Origin of the sequence: Pseudomonas indica NBRC 103045, from assembly GCF_002091635.1 — a bacterium.
Lineage (GTDB): Bacteria > Pseudomonadota > Gammaproteobacteria > Pseudomonadales > Pseudomonadaceae > Pseudomonas_M > Pseudomonas_M indica.
Window position 1 is genome coordinate 18,949 of record NZ_BDAC01000005.1, and the last position, 19,968, is coordinate 38,916.

At 63.0% G+C, this 19,968-nt stretch carries 14 protein-coding genes; 11 read left to right on the forward strand and 3 right to left on the reverse strand.

Features of this window, described 5'->3' with window-relative positions; all coding sequences use genetic code 11:
- Position 1: 1 nt before the first annotated feature.
- Positions 2–1,639, forward strand: a complete 1,638-nt coding sequence (locus PIN01S_RS07900) for a cyclic peptide export ABC transporter (protein WP_084335047.1) — start codon at positions 2–4, stop codon at positions 1,637–1,639.
- A 13-nt stretch (positions 1,640–1,652) separates the two neighbouring features.
- Entirely contained in the window at positions 1,653–2,411 is a 759-nt protein-coding gene (locus PIN01S_RS07905) for a thioesterase II family protein (RefSeq protein ID WP_084335049.1), read from the forward strand.
- Between the two features lie 14 nt (positions 2,412–2,425).
- Here PIN01S_RS07905 and fhuF read toward each other — a convergent pair whose 3' ends face one another.
- Positions 2,426–3,082: a siderophore-iron reductase FhuF gene (fhuF, locus tag PIN01S_RS07910; RefSeq protein ID WP_084335330.1), complete on the reverse strand. Its 657-nt coding sequence runs from the start codon at positions 3,080–3,082 to the stop codon at positions 2,426–2,428.
- A gap of 235 nt (positions 3,083–3,317) precedes the next feature.
- Between fhuF and PIN01S_RS07915 the strand changes: the two genes are divergently transcribed.
- The 9 genes from PIN01S_RS07915 to cysC all read left to right on the forward strand — a co-directional run bounded on the left by PIN01S_RS07915 (position 3,318) and on the right by cysC (position 15,175).
- The gene (locus tag PIN01S_RS07915) at positions 3,318–5,015 is read left to right on the forward strand and encodes an ABC transporter ATP-binding protein/permease (protein ID WP_084335051.1); all 1,698 of its coding nucleotides are present in this window, start codon (positions 3,318–3,320) and stop codon (positions 5,013–5,015) included.
- 802 nt (positions 5,016–5,817) lie between these two features.
- Positions 5,818–6,822, forward strand: coding sequence for a sulfotransferase family protein (locus tag PIN01S_RS07920; RefSeq protein WP_084335053.1), 1,005 nt, complete (start codon positions 5,818–5,820; stop codon positions 6,820–6,822).
- Between the two features lie 17 nt (positions 6,823–6,839).
- Positions 6,840–8,177: an MFS transporter gene (locus PIN01S_RS07925; protein WP_212633059.1), complete on the forward strand. Its 1,338-nt coding sequence runs from the start codon at positions 6,840–6,842 to the stop codon at positions 8,175–8,177.
- A 14-nt stretch (positions 8,178–8,191) separates the two neighbouring features.
- Positions 8,192–9,664 carry a condensation domain-containing protein gene (locus PIN01S_RS07930; RefSeq protein ID WP_084335057.1) on the forward strand — a complete coding sequence of 491 codons (1,473 nt, stop codon included), beginning with the start codon at positions 8,192–8,194 and terminating at the stop codon, positions 9,662–9,664.
- Entirely contained in the window at positions 9,627–11,105 is a 1,479-nt protein-coding gene (locus tag PIN01S_RS07935) for a GMC oxidoreductase (protein ID WP_084335059.1), read from the forward strand. Before PIN01S_RS07930 ends, PIN01S_RS07935 begins: the two co-directional genes overlap by 38 nt.
- Before the next feature lie 13 nt (positions 11,106–11,118).
- Positions 11,119–12,366, forward strand: a complete 1,248-nt coding sequence (locus PIN01S_RS07940; protein ID WP_084335061.1) for an aminotransferase class III-fold pyridoxal phosphate-dependent enzyme — start codon at positions 11,119–11,121, stop codon at positions 12,364–12,366.
- 15 nt (positions 12,367–12,381) lie between these two features.
- Entirely contained in the window at positions 12,382–13,113 is a 732-nt protein-coding gene (locus PIN01S_RS07945) for an HAD-IA family hydrolase (protein ID WP_212633060.1), read from the forward strand.
- Positions 13,110–14,564, forward strand: coding sequence for a glycosyltransferase (locus PIN01S_RS27315; protein ID WP_084335065.1), 1,455 nt, complete (start codon positions 13,110–13,112; stop codon positions 14,562–14,564). The genes PIN01S_RS07945 and PIN01S_RS27315 overlap by 4 nt, the downstream gene beginning before the upstream one ends.
- A complete protein-coding gene (gene cysC, locus PIN01S_RS07955; RefSeq protein WP_084335067.1) occupies positions 14,561–15,175 on the forward strand; it encodes an adenylyl-sulfate kinase in 615 nt (204 codons plus the stop codon). Before PIN01S_RS27315 ends, cysC begins: the two co-directional genes overlap by 4 nt.
- 156 nt (positions 15,176–15,331) lie before the next feature.
- Here the strand turns inward: cysC and PIN01S_RS07960 are convergent, their stop codons facing one another.
- Both PIN01S_RS07960 and tagQ read right to left on the reverse strand, forming a co-directional pair.
- Positions 15,332–18,337, reverse strand: coding sequence for an autotransporter outer membrane beta-barrel domain-containing protein (locus PIN01S_RS07960; protein WP_169715799.1), 3,006 nt, complete (start codon positions 18,335–18,337; stop codon positions 15,332–15,334).
- Positions 18,338–19,027: 690 nt separating this feature from the next.
- Positions 19,028–19,918, reverse strand: coding sequence for a type VI secretion system-associated lipoprotein TagQ (gene tagQ, locus PIN01S_RS07965; protein WP_084335070.1), 891 nt, complete (start codon positions 19,916–19,918; stop codon positions 19,028–19,030).
- Positions 19,919–19,968: the final 50 nt, after the last annotated feature.

Consider the following 19,968-nt stretch of genomic DNA (forward strand, 5'->3'; position numbering starts at 1 on the left):
GATGGATCTGTTACTGCTACTGGCACGCCGTTCCTGGCTCACACTGCTGATCGCCACCACCACCGGCCTGGTCTGCGGCCTGTCGGCCGCCGGCCTGATCGCCAACATCAACCACTCGCTGGCCGACTTCGGTCAGTTGCGCCCGGTCGATGGCCTGCCGTTCGCCGGTCTGGTGGCGCTGGTGGTGGTCTCGCGCGTCGTCTCCGACGTCAGCCTGCTGCGCCTGGGGCAGACCGCAGTCAGCGACATGCGCCTGCATCTGAGCGGCAAGCTGATCGACACGCCCTACCCGCGCCTGCAGCGCCTGGGCAAGCACCGCCTGCTGGCGATGCTCACCGACGACACCCAGGCCATCAGCCAGGCCGTCGAGCTGGTGCCGATCCTGCTGGTCAACAGCGGCATCGTGCTGGCCTGCCTCGGCTACCTGGGCTGGCTCAGCCTGCCGTTGCTGGGCCTCACCGCGGCACTGATCCTGCTCGGCGCGGCCAGCTTCCACTGGCCGCAGCGCAAGGCGCTGACCTCCATCGCCAAGGCCCGCGAACTGAAGGACCAACTGTTCGACCAGTACCGCCTGCTCACCGACGGCAGCAAGGAACTGCAACTCAACCACTCGCGGCGCCTGCAGTTTTTCGAGCGCCTGCTCTACCCCATCAGCCAGCAGTATCGCCGCGACTTCGTGCGCGGCATGAGCATATACGCCCTGGTGCTCAACTGGGGTAACGGCATCTTCTACTTGCTGATCGGCACGGTGCTGTTCCTCGCGCCGCAATTCATCGAGCTCGGTGCGACGCTGGTGACCGGGTACATCCTCACCCTGCTGTACATGATCACGCCGTTGTCGGAGCTGATGAACGCCCTGCCAACCCTGGGCAAGGCCAGCGTCTCGCTGCGCAAGATCCGCACCCTGGAAGGCCAGCTGGAAGTCGCCGGCACGCCCGAGGACGCCCTGGCGCCGGCCCGTCAGGTGACCGGGCTGAGCTGCCGCCAGGTGCGCCACACCTACTATCGCGAAGGCGAAGACGGCCGCTTCACCCTCGGCCCGTTCGATCTCGACCTGCGGGCCGGCGAAGTGGTGTTCATCACCGGCGGCAACGGCAGCGGCAAGACCACCCTGGCCTTGCTGCTGACCGGCCTCTACCAGCCCGAAGGCGGCGACCTGCTGCTCGACGGCAAGGTCGCCTCCAGCAGCCAGAATCACCTCTACCGCCAACACTTCTCGGCGATCTTCACCGACTTTTGCCTGTTCGAGCACCTGCTCGACGGCGACGATCCCCACCTGATGCAGCAGGCCCGCGACTACCTGGCGCATCTGCAACTGGCGCACAAGGTCAGCATCGACGGCGGCCGCCTGTCCACGCTCGATCTCTCCACCGGCCAGCGCAAGCGCCTGGCGCTGCTGGCCGCCTATCTCGACGACCGCCCCTGCTACCTGTTCGACGAGTGGGCAGCGGACCAGGACCCGGTGTTCAAGCGCTTCTTCTACACCAAGATCCTTCCGGACCTGCGCCAGCGCGGCAAACTGGTGATCGTGATTTCCCACGACGATGCCTACTTCCCGCTGGCCGACCGGATGATCAAGGTGGACCAGGGCCGCGTGTTCGAAGCCAGCCCCGAAGCCCTCGCGGCTACGGCGTCCTGAGGAGCGGCCGATCATGCACGTTCATCGTCTGCAGGACTCGCCGTGGGTCCAGACCCGACTTCTGCCCGGCGCGCGCCTGCGCCTGTTCTGCTTCCCCTTCGCCGGCGGCAGCGCCGGCAGTTTCATGCCCTGGTCCCCGGCCCTGGCGCCGGATATCCAGCTCTGCGCCATCCAGTTGCCGGGGCGCGGCGCACGCTTCGGCGAGCCGGCCATCCATGACTTCGCCACGTTGATCGAGCAGCTGGGTCAGGTCCTCGCCCGTCACGACGACCTGCCCTACGCCTTCTTCGGCCACAGCCTCGGTGCCCTGGTGGCCTTCGAACTGGCGCACCACTGCGTCAGGCGCGGCCTGGCACGTCCGCGTCATCTGTTCGTCTCGGCCAGCGGCGCACCGCGCCACCGTGGCGGCGCGCCACGCTACGACCTGCTGAGCGACGGCGAACTCGTGGCCAAGCTGCGCGATTATGCCGGCACCCCGCCCGAGGTGCTGGCGAACCAGGAACTGATGGCGCTGCTACTGCCAGCCATCCGCGCCGATTTCGCCCTGCTGCGCCACTACCGCTACCAGCCGCGCCCACGCCTCGATGTTCCCATGAGCGTGCTCGCCGGGTACGACGATGCCCATGTAGGCGAGCAAACGCTGCGCGACTGGCAGACGGAAACCTCGGCCGGTTGCGAGCTGTACGGCTTCGACGGCGGGCATTTCTTCCCGTTCGAGCGGCCGGATGAGGTGCTGGAATTGGTGAGGCGTCGGTTGGGCCAGGGGCTGTAGCGAAATCGGCGAATCTAGGATTCGCCGAGATAGATATAACGCAGATAGCTCGCCTGCTCCGCCTGCGGCAGGCGATGCAGCTTGGGACAGGACTCACAGAGCACCTGCGGCTTGCCGGGCACCGGGGCGTGCAACTGGTAGTGCAGGCAGCAATGACGGCGCAACGGGATGCGCGCGCAGACCTCCGGCGCGGGCGAGTCGACCATCCATTGCAGACTTCTCGGCTTCAGACGGCCGTCCGCGACGACGGCCCGCTCCAGCCAGCGGTGGGCCTCGGCGAATCCTTCACGTTCCAGGTTGGCGTCAATCCGCGCGAATGCGCCATCCCAGACCGCCGCCAGGTTGCCCCACAGCACCTTCGGCGCCAGCCCGCCCCAGGCGGCGAGGCTGGCGAACAGCGGCTCCAGGTGCTCGCGCAGCAGGCGCGTCCAGTAGTCGTCACGCTGCCGGGCGGAGAGCGCCGGCTGCGGCGATGGCAACCGTAATGCCGATGGCTGGCCGGCGTCATGCAGCAGCGCTACGTCCCGCTCCCAGAAGGCGATGGCCCGATCGCGCGTCAGTACAGCCGCGAGGGTGACAGGCAGCAGCACGCTGAGGTAGTTCATCGACCACTGGGAGGCGACGGGAGGACGCTTGATGCCGGGATAGAGTTCGGCGAAACGGTCAAGCAAGGGATGCAGCACGCTCGCATCGGCCAAGCTGGTCAGCGGCACCCCTGCACGACCATCGCTTTCGACCTGGATCACGCGCTGGATGGGTGGCCATGCGTGGCACAGCCAGTCCGGTAGTTCGATGGCCAGCCTCCAAAGCCCAAGGCATAAAAACAATGAGAACGATTAGCGTTGATGGTATAGCCGTCCCTCTATAAACTCAACGCGTTTAACGCCGGGCAAACCTTGAGGCCACATGCAGACACTCCGTGATTTCTGGTCGCTCGCCCGGCCGTTCTGGTCCTCTTCCGAAAGACGTCCCGCCCTCCTGCTGTTGTTCGGCACGATCCTGATGAACCTGTGCCTGGTGGGCGTGAACATCCTCTACAACCTGTGGAACCTGCATTTCTACAACGCCCTCCAGGCCCTCGACTACGACGCCTTCCTGATGGGCGGCGGCTATTTCATCCTGCTGCAGGCGGGACTGGCCACCTTCACCGTGGCCGCCTTCCACTTCCAGCAGAAGCTCACCCTGCGCTGGCGCCGCTGGTCCACCGAGAACACCCTGCAGCTGTGGCTGCAGCGCCAGCGCTACCTCAAGTTGCAGCTCACTTCGCCGGAAACGGATAACCCCGATCAACGCATCGCCGACGACATCAACCTGTTCATCGGCATGTCGCTGAAGCTCAGCCTGGGCCTGATGACCGCCCTGGTGTCGCTGTTCTCCTTCCTGCATATCCTCTGGCAGGCCTCGAGTCTGGTGCGGATTCCCATCGCCGGAGAAGAGCTGGTGATCCCCGGCCTGCTGGTCTGGGCGGCCCTGCTGTACTCCATCCTCGGCACTGGCGGCGCCTTTTGGCTGGGACGCACGCTGCCGCGGCTGAACTTTCTCCAGCAGCGCCGCGAGGCCGACTTCCGCTTTTCCCTGATGCGCCTGCGTGAGAATGCCGAAGCCGTTGCCCAATACCGCGGCGAGAGCGAAGAGCACGCCCGCTTCAGCCAGCGCCTGGGCGCCGCGCTGGAGAACTTCTGGGCCCTGGTGAAGCAGCAGAAGGTCGTGCTCGGCTACTCCACGTTCTACATGCGCAGCGCCATGATCATTCCCATGTTCGTCATGGCGCCGCAATTCTTCGCCGGCGCCTTCCCGCTCGGCCGGCTCACCCAGCTCAGCGCCGCCTTCGGCGAGGTCCACGAGGCGATGGCCTATCTGGTCAAGGTGTTCCCGGAGATCGCCGAATGGAAATCGATCATCGACCGCCTGACGGGCTTCCAACAGCGCCTGGCCAGTGTCGGCGACGAGACCGGCGTACGCCTCGAACACGACGCCGACGGCTTCGAGGTACAGGACTTGTCGCTCTGGCTGCCGGACGGCAAACCGCTGCTCAGCGGCCTGAACCTGTACCTGCAGCCGGGCGAGAGCCTGCTGATACAGGCCCCGTCCGGCTATGGGAAATCCACATTGATCCGCGCGCTTACCGGTATCTGGAGCCATGCGTCCGGCAAGGCACGGTACGATCTGGGCAACGTCCTCACCTTGGCGCAAAAACCCTATCTGCCGCTCGGCAGCCTGCGCGACATGCTCTGGTATCCCGCCACTCCCCGCCCCGAGGACGATCCGGCGCTACAGCGCATCATGCGCCAGTTCGGCCTTGGGCATTTGATCGAGCAGTTGGATGCCGAACTCGACTGGTCACAGACCCTGAGCATCGGCGAACAACAGCGCTGTGCCTTCGCCCGCGCCCTGTTGATGCGTCCCAAGGTCCTGCTTCTCGACGAAACCAGCTCGGCGCTGGACGAAGCGACGGAGCGAACCTGCTACACCCAACTGAAGCAGTCGCTGCCACACTCGATCATCATCAGCGTGGGACATCGGGCCTCCTTGGAACTCCTGCATACCCGGACATTGAATTTGCAGCATTGCCGACTGCCCGAGCCGAAACTGGATTACTCATGACAGTCTGTACGCGTTCGTTCCCACCTCTTAGCCGGCGTCTTCGCCCAGTTTGATCCCACCTGCACCCCGTCCAGGGTCCCGCATGCGACCCGGATGGAGCTGGTCATTGCGTCGCAACCGGTACTGGCGGTACGCAAGAGAAGCGTTTTCCCGCCGCCCTCCACTTGAATCAGCGTAACGCCGTCGGCTGTCATAACCATCGATGATGTCGCCCTGTGGCTGTGTATCCGAAGCCGAATTGCCCCGCGCGCCCTCTTTCCCTGATATCTCGCCAGACGTACCGCTTTTTTATGAAAAGTCCTATTTGATCAAGCGCTTGTCTTTTAAGCGATAGCATAGGCAAGGCCCTTCGGTTTGCGACTTATTTAACCCACATACCGCAAAGCCCATAGCAGTTTTGCCCGACTTAAGTGACATACCGCTAAATAAGAAAATAACGCACTTAATTGATCTCAAAGACGGGCAGAAATGGTTCGCAAAACCGAAATGCCACATCATATTGCGCAAGACTTTGCGCACCGAGTGTGCGTTACCATCGGTCAACTTCAATTAATCATTAAAGAAATTCGAAATATTTAATTTCTATTACCGGCATATTGATTACCGAAAAACTCTTTAGTTATTGATCTGATATTTAGCACTCACACCCATGAAACCGCTTTGGCTGGCAGGAGGCCCTTGCAGCGCAAATTCCTGAAATTTCTTTTCTGAAAACAACTCGTCAATCGTCCGCACGCTGGACAACTACATGGCTGAATCAGGCCAAGGGCTGGGTTTTGCCTAAAAATAGAGGGAGCGAATAATGAACACTAAGTTCACCGAGACACTAGGCAGTTATCCACGCACCACCATCGATGGGACTGCCATATCCGATTCCCCTTCTCTCATCCTGCCCTCCAACCCTGTCCTGCTCGGCGGCGAAAACCGTTCCGGCACCACGTTGCTCAGCATCCTGCTCGACTCCCATCCCGATCTGGTCGTCGGCCCTGAAATCGATTTCACCGAGCCCGTCGATCTCGGCCCGCACATCCTCGCGATATGCGATCTGATGGATCGCCACAGCTCACAGCTCGCCGATGCGACGAAGGACAGCATCGATCCCGGGCTATACGACGGCGCGCACTTCGTTGTGCAGTGCGAGCGCTTCGGCCTCGGCCGTGACGACCTGCGAGAGCTGGTGAGCCGCGTGATGGCCGAGCGCGGAACCGACTTGTCCGCCCTGGAGGACCGTTGCCTGCTCATCGATGCCATCGGCGAATTCCGCCGCGAGCAGACGGGCGCCAAACGATGGGGCCTAAAGCTCCAGCGGAAGATCCGGAACGTCGGAACCTATGCTGCAATCTGGCCGCAGGCCCACTTCATCCACATCATCCGCGACGGTCGCGACCTGGCCGCCTCTCATCTCAAGACCGTTCCCGACTGGGGCTACCGAACTGTCGCGGAAGCCGCGCGAGGTTGGCTGGAAGTCGTCAGCCAGCCCCGCCAGGCTGCGCCAGAGGGCCGCTACCTTGAGGTGCGCTACGAGGATTTGATCACCCGACCCCGAGAAACCGCCGAGCGGATGCTGGCTCACCTCGGGCTGCCCTGGAGCGAGGCGATCCTGCACCACGCAGAGCAGAAGCACGCGCTGTTCGACAACCCCTGGGGCCATCCCGCAGCGGAAGCCGCGGGTAAGCCGCTCTACACCGGGCGTAATGGGCGCTATCTGCAGGACCTCTCCCGCGGGGAAATCGAGGAGTTCGAGCGGATCGCCGGAAAGGAACTGGAACACCTGGGCTATGAGCTGGCGACCGGGGGCGTGGCCTGATGCAGGAGGCATCCGAGGTGTCCCGACGCCATCTGCCGCGCAGCTTCTATCTCCTTCTGACAGGGCAGACGGTCTCGCTCGTCGGTTCCCAGGTGACGCTTCTCGCCCTTCCCCTGATCGCGATCGAACAGCTCGCTGCAGGCCCGTTCGAGACCGGTGTGTTGCTCGCCTGCGGACGGGCCCCTTATCTGCTGCTGGGATTGCTCACCGGCGTTCTCGTCGACCGTCTCCCGCACCGTGTCCTCCTGATGACGGCGAACATGGCGATGGCCGTCACCCTGGCCACTGTGCCGCTGGCCGCTCTCCTGACCGGACAGGTCGCCATGCCTCATCTGTACGCTGTCGCCACCCTGGTAGGCGCAGCCACGGTGATCGCCGATGTGGCTTTCCTGGCCTGTGTGCCAACCGTGGTGCGCTCTCCCCAACGGGTACAGGCGCAGAGCAGACTGGAGCTGGGACAGTCGGCGGCATTGGTGCTGGGTCTGCCGCTCGCAGGCTGGCTCATCGCCACATTCTCTGCGCCTGTCGCGATACTCGCGGACGCGGCATCGTTCCTGCTGGTGACCATGCTGCTCCCCTATGTGGTGATGCAGCCGACACGCGACAGGTCCGGCGCATGGGAGCGCAGCGGCGGAATCGTCCGCCGAGTCTTCTCGGAAGCAGCAGAAGGTGCGCTGTTCGTGCTGCGTGACCGCCAGCTGCGCGCAGTCACGCTCGCCACCGGCACCCTCGTCTTTTTTCATAGCGCCTACTCCGCTGTCCTCCTGTTGTACCTGACCGCAGAGCTGGGTCTGAATGCCACGGCAATCGGCATCGTCACGGGTATCGCTGCGACGGGAGCTGCCGTCGGTGCGCTGCTGGCCCGTTCGGTGGCGCAAGTGTTGGGGTTGGGCCATGTGCTGATTGCGGCTCTGCTCGTCAGTGCTATCGGTGCGGTACTCACCCCTGCGCTTCAGGTGTCGGGATGGTGGGTGTGGCCGGTGATAGGGCTTTCACAATTCCTGTTGTGGGCTGGCCAGCAGCTCTACAACGTCCATCAGGTCCCGATCCGTTATGCCCTGGCGCCACCCGAGCTACACGGCCGGGTGAACGCGAGCATCCGCACCGTCGTCTGGGGGCTCGCCCCCGTGGGAGCCCTGCTGGGTGGCGTCTGTGGAAGCTGGCTCGGCGCCCGCACGACGCTCCTGCTCAGTGGTGCCCTGATCGCACTAGCCACCGGGTGGCTCATGGCATCGCCCCTGCGGAACATCCGGACAGCGCAACTCGAAGAGGCCTCCCCGGAACCGACATCCCCCTTCCCCGCCCGCCGTTCGCCGGACGGGACTCCACCCACCGTTTCCGTTTCTCGAGGATAAGGACAGTCATCACTATGAAGTTCTTGGACATACCATCGTTCGGTCTGTCGCCGGGGCGCCTTACCGTCTGGCGGGCCAGCGCACCGCCCGATTTCGACGCTCCCTGGGTAGACGATCCGCGTCCGGCCTCCTATGGCCAGGAAGCGCTCATCACCTACGCCCTGGAGGCGGCTAGCGAAGGCCCCCTGCCACCGTCCTGGCTGGGCGGCGTATTCGACCTACCCGCCGAACTCGATGCAGACGCCTTTGCTGCGGCCTTGCGCAGCTGGATAGACCGCCACGAAACCCTGCGCAGCCGTCTCATTCTTTCGTTGCCCATCACCACGGGCGGCTACTTGCGTCGCATGACGCTACCCACCGGCGTCGTGACGATCCAACCCGATGCGACGCGCGACATTACTGACGGCCGGGAGCTGACTCGTTATCTCGAAGCGCTGTTCGACGGCGAAGCCGGCCCCCTCGACTGGCCCGGATATGTCTGCGCCACCATCAGCCACCCGGGGGCGACCACCGTCTGCCTCGCCGCCGACCACACACTGATGGATGGCTACTCCATTCTCCTGAGCGCATACGAGATTCGAACCCTGTACGCCGCAGCCCTCGCTGCCCCCACCGGCAAGCCCGTACCGCCCCCTCTCCCGCCCACGGCCAGCTATCTCGACTTCGCGGAGGCCGAACGGAACGCCGCCGACACCCTGACCGCCGACCACGAATCCATCGTCCGCTGGCGACGGTTCGTCACCGAGGCCGGCGGCCGCCTGCCGACGTTCCCTGTACCGGTTGGTGACACGAGCGGCAGCTCCTCCGCCCAACCTGGCGGATACGCCGAGCTTCTCGATGCATCCACTGCGCATGCCTTCGACCGCGCCTGCCGGGCGGCGGGCGGCGACTCCTTCTCCGGGCTGCTCGCCTGCCTGGCCAAGGTCGGCCAAGAAATCACCGGTTCGGACAATTTCCGCACCATGGCCCCTTTTCATACGAGGACTGGCCTCTCGCGCTCCGCCATCGGCTTTTACGTGGGAATGAGTCCGATTGCCTTCTCCCTGGATGCAGCCGGCTCCTTCGCTGAGGCCGTGCGCTCCGCGGCTTCCGGCCTCGACGGTGTAAAAGAACTGGCCCAGATTCCCTTTCCCCGGGTGACGGAGCTTCTCGGCCAACCGCTCCGCGACCCCTTCATGGTTTCTTACGGCGACCTTCGCCGCGCCCCTGGCGCCCGCAGTTGGAATACCTGGCGGACCGCAATGCTCCGCAGCCGCAGCACCGACCCGGACGACGTGTACTTCTGGTTTATACGTACCCACGACGGCCTTTCCGTCAGTTACCGCCACCCTGCCACCGACGAGGCAGAAATCGCGGTTCCCCGCTACGTGGCCCGTACCAGGCACCTTCTGGCATCCGTTGCGAGCACAGGCTGCTGGTCCACCCTCATCCCACAGGAAACTATTGCCCATGACGGACTTCAGGCACATCGCAGCGGCCTCTTGTGATTACACGCACTTCGATGCAGTTATCGTCGGCTCCGGGCCATCCGGGTCGATCGTCGCCCGAACACTTGCGGAAAAAGGCTGCCATGTAGCCGTTCTGGAGTATGGCGGCCTGGTTTCCCCAGGTGCGCTGCACGGGCCTCATCAAGCGGCCTACAGCACGGCACTCACCTCCAGCGGCACCGCCGATGGCAAGCCCTGGACAGCATGCTGCGTCGGCGGCGGCATGCAGTTCTACAACGCGATCACGTTCAGGTACCGGCAAGCCGATCTGTCAGCCTCCCGGTATCTGACGACCGACATGGAAATCGATTGGCCAATCACCCTCCAGGATCTCGATCCGTACTACACCGAGATCGAGCACCTCCTGGGCATCAGTGGCGCGAATGGATTTCCCTCGTACCCAGCCAGTTCGCGTGGGCTGATGCTCTCCAATGCGATGCAGACGCTCGGCATACGCCCCAAGAACATCCCACTGGCTATCCGGCCGCCAGGAACTAGCAAGGGATGCACCGAATGCTCCGCTTGCGACGAACTGGCATGCCCTACAGATGCAAGGGCCTCGGTGCTGGCGAGAAACATTCTGGATGACTCCGCCCTGCCGGGGACGATCACCGTGTTGTACGGCTGTTTCGTCAACCGGATCGAGACCCGCAGCGACGGTCGGGCCGAAGCCCTCGAGTGCTATGTGCCACTCTCCTCGGAGCGAATCCGGATTCCGGTCGAAAGGGTCATCGTCTGTGCGAACGCCATACAGACGGCGGCACTGATGCTGCGGTCGAAGAGCAGGCATGCACCGAGAGGAATAGGCAACGAATCCTGTCTGGTCGGTCGCGGACTCTCCTTCAAGATCAGCGGCTACTCCGTCGGCCACATGGAGCTGACCTGCTCCAACGCTTTCGTGCCGCACTGGGGGCCGCATGCGACCGTGTATACGGACGAGTTCTACGAGCATGCCGACGTGCCATGCCGATTCGGCGGGCTCATTTATGAAGCGAATTTCCCCTTGCCGGACGAGAACGTCGGCCTTGTGCGCCTGCATTACATCGCCGGCGAAGAGCCGTGGTCGCACAACCGCGTCGTACTGGACGAGGCCGTCGACCGGTACGGAATCCCTTACATCCGCTTCGAATACCGGAACTCGGAAAACGACCGCGCCCGGATAAGTTTTCTCGCCGACCGCGCGGACGACATTCTTCGCCACCTGGGCGCCTTTCGCATCGAGCGGGAACCTTTCGCCCATGCCAAGGGGAGTGCCCACCTGCACGGCACGATGCGTGCCGGGCACGACCCCGGAACCTCGGTCGTGGACAGCTACGGCAAGGTCCATGGGTTCACCAACATCCATGTCATGGATGGCTCCGTCATGAATTTCGCGGGGAACAGCAATCCGACACACACCATCATGGCCAATGCGAGGCGCATGGCCCTGTCGCTCGAGTGAAGAGGGAATTGAAATGCTCGATCCTGTAGTTACCGGCTATCTGACCGAATGGGAGCGGGAAACCCGCTCGTCCATCGTATTCCGTTCCGCCAAAGGCGCGATGGCGGAGGACATCGACGGCAAGACCTACCTGGACATGACGTCCTGCAGCGGGGCTTCGCCCTTGGGCAGCAACGACCCCGTGTTCAAGGCCAGGCTTGCGCAGGCGATGGAGCGGGAAACCGACGTCCTGCCATCGCCGGTGAGCGAGCAACGCCAGCGCCTGGCCGAAAAAATGGCGACGATGTTCCCGGACCATCCCCGCGTGTTCTTTCTGAGGACCGGCTCCTGTGCGACGGAAGCGGCAGTCCGGATCGCCCGGCACCGGACTGGCCGGCCGGTGATCCTGACGGCGGGCTTCCATGGCTGGCACGATCTCTTCCAACAGCACCCCTGGTCCAACAACCCGCCGGCCGAGGATCGGCACATCCAGGATTTCCAATACGACCTCGACATCCTGGAACGGCAGTTGGTCGAGAACCAAGGCAGGGTCGCGGGCATTTTCTTCACGCCCGAGCCCTCGGTCTTTCCCCCGGAATTGCTCCAGAAAATCTCCCGGATGGCCAAGCTGCATGGCGTATTGCTGATCGTCGATGAGGTCCTGTGCGGGCTTCGCTACGCCAAGGGTGGCTACTGCCAGCAACACGGTGTGAAAGCCGACCTCATTACCTTGGCCAAGGGGATCGCGCAAGGCGTCGGCCTGTCCGCAGTCGTCGGCACCGCCGATGCCATGGAAGGCGCCGACAGGGCCTATCTCGGCAATACCTACCTGCGCGAGAACCGGGCCTTCGTGGCCGGCAACCTGACACAGGAACTCTTCGAAGAAGGTCAAATCGTCGCGCGCCTCGCCGAGAGCGGCGCTGCACTCAAGGAACTGTTCCTGCTCTCGTTCGAGCGCAACGCAATACCGGCGCGCATCCTCGGCAGCGACAGCATGTTCGACATCGTCCTGCCCTCGCTCAGCCATGGACGAGCCTTCGCTCAGAGGTGCCTGCAGCACGGCATCTACATTGGCTACCCAGGCAAGTACATGAGCAATGCGGCCATGGACGACGCATTCTTCAGAGCCCTACAGCCGGCATTGGAACGAGCGCTCGCGGACTACCGCAAGGACCAGGACATGACGGTCCAGGTCACCGAGGCATCCGTCGTCGAGTACTGCGCGAAAGCATTCCATGCCACAGAGCACGCATGCCTCTCCAACAAGCATCACTGGGCCTGATACAGGGAGAAGTTCGTGAAGAATCGAATGGAAACGGCAACTGCCTATTCGCACAAGGGATGGGGGCTCCGGGAAGAAGATTTCATCGGTATTCGGCTCAAGGGTTACGACCACATAGCCTTCGATCTGGACGGAGTCCTCGTGGATTCCGAGGCCGTGGTCGAAACCGCACTCCGTCGCTGGGCGCAGGAAGAAGGCATCTGCCCGGATTACACGGTGCGCATGTCGGCCGCCCGCCGGGATATCGAACTGGTGGCAGCGATTGCCCCCGGTCTCTGCCCGGAGCGCGAAGCGGCTCGCATTGCGGATTACGAAATACAGGCGATGAAGCTGCTGCAACCGATCCAGGGTGCTGCCGAGTTCTATGGATCGATCCCCTTCGGCCGAAGATCCATCGTTACCTCGTCGGCGAGGATTTCAGCCCTTGCCCGCCTCGATGCGGCGGGAATTCCCCACCCCAAAATCCTGATTGCAGCGGAGGATGTCAGCCAGGGAAAGCCGAATCCGCAACCCTATCGAACGCTGCTGCGCATGCTGGGTATTACCCCGGAAAGATGCCTGGTTTTTGAGGACTCCCTGACCGGTATCGAAGCCGCAACCGCCGCCGGTTGCGACTGCATAGGTGTTGGCCTCAATGCCAAAGGCCACCCCGAAACCAAAGGCTGGATAGAGCACTTTCGCGAGATTTTCTTTCCGGCCGGCCTCGCTGAGCCTGCTTTCCAGATCGAACGAAGGGACACGCCATGAAAGTATCCACGGAACGACGCACACCGCTATTCGATGAAGTACTGGTGGAGGGCTCGGTACTCGAGCATTACACCGCAGAGCGGGAAGAGTATGGGACCCTTCTCGATCACTTGCTCCGCTCGTCTCGCGCAATGCGTGACACGTTCGGCCACCGTCGTATCTGGCACATGAACTCCACTGCGTTCGGCGGTGGAGTCGCCGAGATGCTTCCCCACCATATAGGCCTCCTCCGGGAACTGGGCTTCGATGTGCGCTGGCTCATCTTCAAGCCGAAGGAAGAGCAGTTTTTCCAGTTCACCAAAGGGCTTCACAACGCCCTTCATGACGCCACCGTCGCTGGTCTGGATGCCTTGCTGCCGCAGTATCTGGAAACATCGATGCAAGGGGCCGCGGAATTGGAGCGAATTATCGGGCCGGACGACTTCCTAGTCATCCATGATCCGCAGCCGCTCTGCGCCGCTGCCCAGTTTCTCGAGGCTTACCCGCATCCCGCCATCTGGCGATGCCACATCGGTTATCCCGAGCGCACCCCGAGGGTCGACAACGTCTGGCGGCTCCTGGGGAACTACCTGCAGCCTTTCCAGCGCATTGTCCTGAGCGCAAAGGAATATGCCTTCGATACCGACCGCCCCATCGATATCATCCAGCCGTCGATCAGCCCGTTCTCGAGCAAGAACCGCAACCATGTGGAGCCGGCGAACCGAATGCTGGAGGACTCGGTTTCGTTCAATGCCCACGAGGTTGAAGCCGCTCCCTCACTGAACGAGATTCTCGGCTCGCGATATTTCCTGCATGTCTCCCGATGGGATGGGTTGAAAGGCATTGACCGGGTCATCGCCGCTTTCGAGCGTTTCGCCAGAACGCCGGTCGACGAGGCAGACGATATCCGCCTGGTCATCGCCGGGCCAGACCCGTTGGGTGTGGCTGATGATCCCGAAGGGCGTGCGTATTTCGAGAAATGCGTAGAGCTGCACGCCCAACTGCCCAAGGAAGTACGGCAGCGCGTGTATCTCGCCTGTATCTCGATGAAGAACCATGACGTAAATGCCGAGATCGTCGGCCGGCTGCAACAGAACGCCCACGCCGTGTTTCAACTCTCCCGCGAAGAGGGCTTCGGCCTGACGGCAACGGAGGCCCTCTTCCGAGGCAGGCCCGTCATCGTGTCATCCGCCTTCGGCCTGAAAAGGCAGGTCGTGAGCGGGCTGAACGGCCTTGTTCTCGACGAGCCGGACATCGAGGCCAAGGCAGCAGGAATCATGCAGCGCCTGGCGACCGATTATCGTGACTTCGAGGATATGGCCAGAGCCGCGCGTGAGAGCTGCCTGCGCTCCAGTACGCAAATCTCGCAGCTTCCCAGGTGGTATGCGTCGATGCAGTCAGCTCTATTCAGTTTTGAGGGAGTGCACGGCAAGGAACCCTCGAATCGCACAGCGTATGAGCCAAGCGTATGATCGATTTTGCTTTCTGGCTCAGCCATGACGTGCATTGGCAGGCAATGGAGGTCGACCGCAAGGCAAGATCGGCTCTCAAGCAGCAAAAAGCTGTCGTCGTCTGGTTCACCGGGCTGTCGGGCTCCGGCAAATCGACGATCGCCAACCGGTTGGAAAAACTCCTCCACTCCCGAGGCCGCCACACCTATCTGCTGGACGGCGACAATGTTCGCCACGGACTCAACAAAGACCTCGGTTTCACCGACAAGGATCGCATCGAGAATGTCCGTCGGGTTGCCGAGGTCGCCAGGCTGATGGCCGACGCGGGCCTGATCGTCCTGGTGTCGCTCATTTCCCCCTTCCGTTCGGAACGCCAGCTCGCGCGCGAACTCATGGCCAACGGTGAGTTCATCGAAGTCTTCGTCGATACGCCCATCGAGGAATGCGCCCGGCGGGACCCGAAGGGGTTGTACAAGAAGGCAATGCGCGGCGAGCTTCGCAACTTCACGGGCATCAGTTCGCCCTATGAACCGCCCGAACATCCGGAAGTGCATCTCGAAACGGTCGGGACGACTCCCGATGAGCTGGCGATGCGAATCCATGCCCTGCTGGAAAGCCGGATAACGTGCTGATGAATGTCGCCGGCGTCAGCTCCGAGCAAGGAGCATGCGCTCGTCATAGGTGAAGTCATACACCTCGATCACCTTGACTCGGTTGATTGCCGGATGACGTGGATTCAGGACGATATTGCGTTCGAATGGCAATACCGCCGCTCGAACGCCCTGTCCTTACCAGCTATGCCGCAGCCCCGCCTGGACGGCCCAGTTGCGCTTGGTATCCACGCCCGTGGCTTCGGACGCTTCGAGATAGAGGCTGGTGAGGCCGAAACCGATGTCGCCCCCGAGCACGAATTCGCTGCCCGTACCGTTGCGGTCCGCCGTATCGGGAATGACCGTAGCGCCATCCTGGGAAGCCTCGATTTCCAGGTCATCACCCATGTAGCGCAATGCCGAAGCCCGTGCATACAGGCCCCCGTTCACGCCAAGGCCCTGTAGCGTTCTGCCCACTTCCACGCCGGCCCGGGCAACGGAGTTGACCTGTCCGTCCTGCTCGATTTTCACGCCGTTACGCGTGGTGTGCTCGCTGCCGCGAATGGCGCCGACGGACAAGCCGAGCTGGGGCTCGATGTAGTAACCCTCACTGAACCTGAACGGATAGCCGCTATCGGCATACACGCGGGCTGCGGGTGTCCGGTATTTCCCGGCGATATGGCGCCCGACCGAGTCGCGTGCGGTGTAGCGGTTCTCCAGCATCGACGCGTCGGCGCCGAGGACTACATAGGGGCCGCCGTCCGCGGCCCAACCGCTGTACAGCCCCAAAGTGGTTTCGCTCAGTTCGCCCTTGCCCTGCTCGTAGTTGGCGTTCGAACGCGTCTGGCCGAAGCTGACGCCGACGGCACTGGACGCACCATCGCGGGTGAAACGGCGGTCCGCCCCGGCGGTGACGCCGTTGTAACGCTGGCTGTGGTCACGTGAATAGGCGGTCTTCGCGTCCAGTTCGCCCGCGTCGCCTCTGACCCATACAGCGGTATCCTCGGCATCCGAGCTGCGCAGTTGGGTACGCGCATGCTGAGCGGAGGCTTGGCCGTCCTGGCTCCAGAGATTGACCAGGCTGTCGGCGGCATCGGCGGCGGTCAAAACCGTCTCCGCTGGACGCATAGCGGCAACGGCGACGGCGACGTTTTCCCCCGTGGCGACGGTACCCACCGCCGAACTCACGCTGCCCTCGGCCCCGTTGTCCGCGAGCGTGGCAACGCTGCCCCCCGAACCGATGACGATCCCGGTCAGCAGGATTCTGCGGCCATCGGCACTGAGGCTGACCTGCGGGGCGTAGCTGAAACTCACCAGATTGTTTTCATAGGTCCCGCTCCAGGCCCTCGCCAGGCCCGTGGCGGCGGCGAACGTGGCCGTACCGCCCGCGGCCGCCCTGGCATCGACGATGGTGATGGGCGATGCGGCCTGAATGGTCGTTCCCGAACTGATGGTCGAGGCATTCACCCAGGAGACATCATCCAGTACCGGGTCATAGGCGATGCTGATGCCCTGGGTGCCGGTGGCGGAGAAACCGGTGATACCGCTGCCGAAAACGATCTTGTCCGCCGTGACCGTGCCGGACGCGCCCGTGATGTCGCTGAGCAAGCGGAAGCGCGCGTCATCGTTCAGCGAGACCGTAGCGCCTTTCGTACTGTTGATCAGCAGCGTGCGATAGGAATGGCTGGGAATGGACGAAGGTGCGAAAGTCCCCCAGTAACTGGCCATATCGATCATGCCGGCATCACCCAGGGTGAGAGAGCCCGAGCCGAAGTCGGTACTCATCGTGCCTGTTCCCTGGGGAATCCAGCGCGCGCCGTTGCTGAACGCCAGTGTGGTGCGGCCTATCGAATAGGCCGTCGAGGACTGCCAGCCACCGGCCAGGCCAGCCAGGAACGAGTTGGCGGTATCGAAGTTGACGTCCACCGAGCCCAGGAAACTGCCGTTATCGCTCGTGGCGGTGACGATATGGCCATCCAACTGGACGCTGTGCCCACCGTTCTGATTGACGGTGATGCTGGCGTTTTGCGTGTCCAGCGGCACGCTCCAGAGCGAATAGGCATTCCCCGTCCCGCTCGGCGACGTCGTGATGTTCAGGTCGCCGGCGACGGAAATGCTCCCCAGGTTGCGGAAGCCGTAGACGTCGCACGTGCTGCAGGTGGAGGCGACCGTGAAGGACACCGGGTCGGACGTCGAATTGAAGCGAATGTCACCGGTGTTGGTGATGCCGTAGGTCACCGCGGCGGACAGCACATCGGCCGAGACCGCGCCGTTGTAATCCATCTGCGCGCCCGGCGTGCGGTCGTTGCTGATCCCGGAGGGGTTGCCGAAGGGAACGTAGGAACCGCCGCGCACCGTGATTTGCAGATCGCCGTCCCAATTCATCCTGGCCCGCCAATGGGTATTGGCGACCCCGAAGGCCGAGCGCGGGCTGGAAACATTGACCGTGGAATCGCCAGTGACCGTCAGGATGCCCTGGTTACGGATACCGAAGGCTGTGGAACCTTGGGCGATGCTCTCCAGGGTCAGATTGCCGTTTACCGTCAGCCGGCTGCCGACATTATCGTTATAGATGCCATGAGCGTTGTCGCTCGGCCAGATGGAATGAGCCAGAACGGTGGTATCGCCGTTGAAGATGATGGTGCTGAGATTCGAGTTGTATACACCTTCAAGTGTCTCTCGGCTCTGGGCCAGGATGTGGGTCGGACCATTGAAGGTGATGGTACTTCCGCCTGACGTGAAGATGCCTTGGGCCTTGCCGGGTGTGAAGGCGTCGATGCTGGTTGTGCCATTGAACACGATGTTTGCCCCGGACGTAGCTCGCACACCAATGGCGACGCCGCCGCCAGTAGCGCTGGAGTCATCCGCCTGTGCCTTGATCGTGCTATCCCCGTTGACCGTAAGAGCGGTACCGGCATCGTCGATGCCTATCGCCAACCCCCAGACACCGCTCTGCTTCCTGACGGCGGAAATGCTCAAGGGCTGGCTTCCTCCGGTATCCAGCGCGACTGGCGCCGAAGCAGTACTCAGGGAGACAGCAAGCACATCGGTACCCGTTCCCTCCAGGGCCACGCTATCGCCGTTGGCAAAGGTGTAATGCAGAACACCGTCGATCTCGGTGAGGGCATAGGCCGGATCGTAGCCACCGGTGCCGCCGGGTCTGTCGTTATTGGCCACGCCGGTAATGGGTTCGTCGTAGATCACTGCGCCGCTCACCGACGGCCAAGCCGCCAACCCTGCCAGCAATGCGACGGAGATCGACTGGGCCAATGTCTTGCGCGGATAGGTGCTAGCCTCCGGCCCGGTTGCTTGTGGCAGGTATCCAGACGGATGACGGGCGGCCGGGCGAGAAACCCGCTTCGGGGGGAGGCAAGGCATCGGTTCCCTCGTTTCGAAAGACGGCAGGCGGCGGAATGTTGGATTGCCGGACGCTAGCACGGCCCGAAAACCCGGTGGTCACGTCGCCTCGGAGCTGTGAGCCATCTCCCATGACCTTTGCCAAGCGGTTTGACCTTATGGTGCTTGACCTGCTGAACGGTTGTTTAAGGCCCCCCGTGAATTGTCGGCAGCGCCCGCCGTTGTAGGAGCCAGCTCTGCTGGCGAAGTTTTGGCGTGGTTCCATCGCGAGCAGAGTTCGCTCCTGCAAGGCCTGAGTTGGCAAGATGAGGAAACGGTGAAGCTGGGGAGAGGCGAAGGGCGAATGAATTCGCCCCTACAGAAGATACGTAGCCCGGATAAGCCTTGGCGTAATCCGGGCTACGGCCGGTGCGGGACGCGATGGAGTTTGGCTGCCTTTGTAGGGGCGAATTCATTCGCCCGGCACATGGAGAGCGGGCCATCCACGAATGGCTGTCGGATGGATTCGCTCCCCACTGCCCTGTTACGCGGCGGGCATCAAACGCTCGAGCACTGCTCGGCGCCCCAGTCACCCACGTCCGGGTTGTTGCAGGCGCTGGAGATCAGGCTGGTGCCGCGCGAGGTCACCTGCTTGATCTGGGTGCGCTTGGTGTCGGCCTGTTGCAACTTCTTCTCGGTGTCCACCGCCGCTTTCGGCACCGTCGAGGCGACTACCGGTTTCTTGGTTTCCGCCTTGGCGACCTGGGTCACGGTCTGGCGCTGCACGCCAATTTGCTGGAGGTCCTTCTCATAGGCCTGGGTGTAGGTGTCGATGTTTTCGCCGGCACGGCCATCCACCGCGGCCAACAGCGCGTTGGTCTCCTTCAGGCCGCTGACGATCTCGGTGAAACGCTTTTTCCCCTCCGCCTCGGTGATCTTGCCGCTCTTGTGCGCCGCCTGCAGGTTGGTGAATTCGCGCTGGTAACAGTCCTGCGCCGCCGAGGCATAAGCGATGCTGCGGTCCATATCGCCGACGCTGGCGTCGATATCGGCGCCATAGGAGGCGATGCGGGCCTGGTCGTCGGTGATCTGTTTCTGCCGCTCGGTGTAGTAGCCGACCGCCCCGCCGACCAGCGCGCCGGTGGCCGCGCCGATCAAGGCGTTGCGCGCGGTGTGGTCGCCGCCGCCGGCCAAGGCGCCGGTCAGGCCGCCCAGCAAGCCGCCCGTCACGGCACCGGTGGCCACGGACTTCTGCATGGCGGCATCGGAACTGCGCAGATGGCTGACCGGCTCGTAGCAGCTCGGGTAATACTCCGCTCGGGTGGTGGCCGCCACCTTGGAACTCGCTCCGCCGCCGACGCTGGCGCATCCGCTGAGGAAGAGGCTGGTACAGACCGCTCCGATGGCGAAGCGGGCACAGACAGACACAGTATTGCGATGATTTTCCATGGTCGCTCTCTCCTTCCAGTTGATTCCTTCTTCGGCCCGCCGACGTTCCC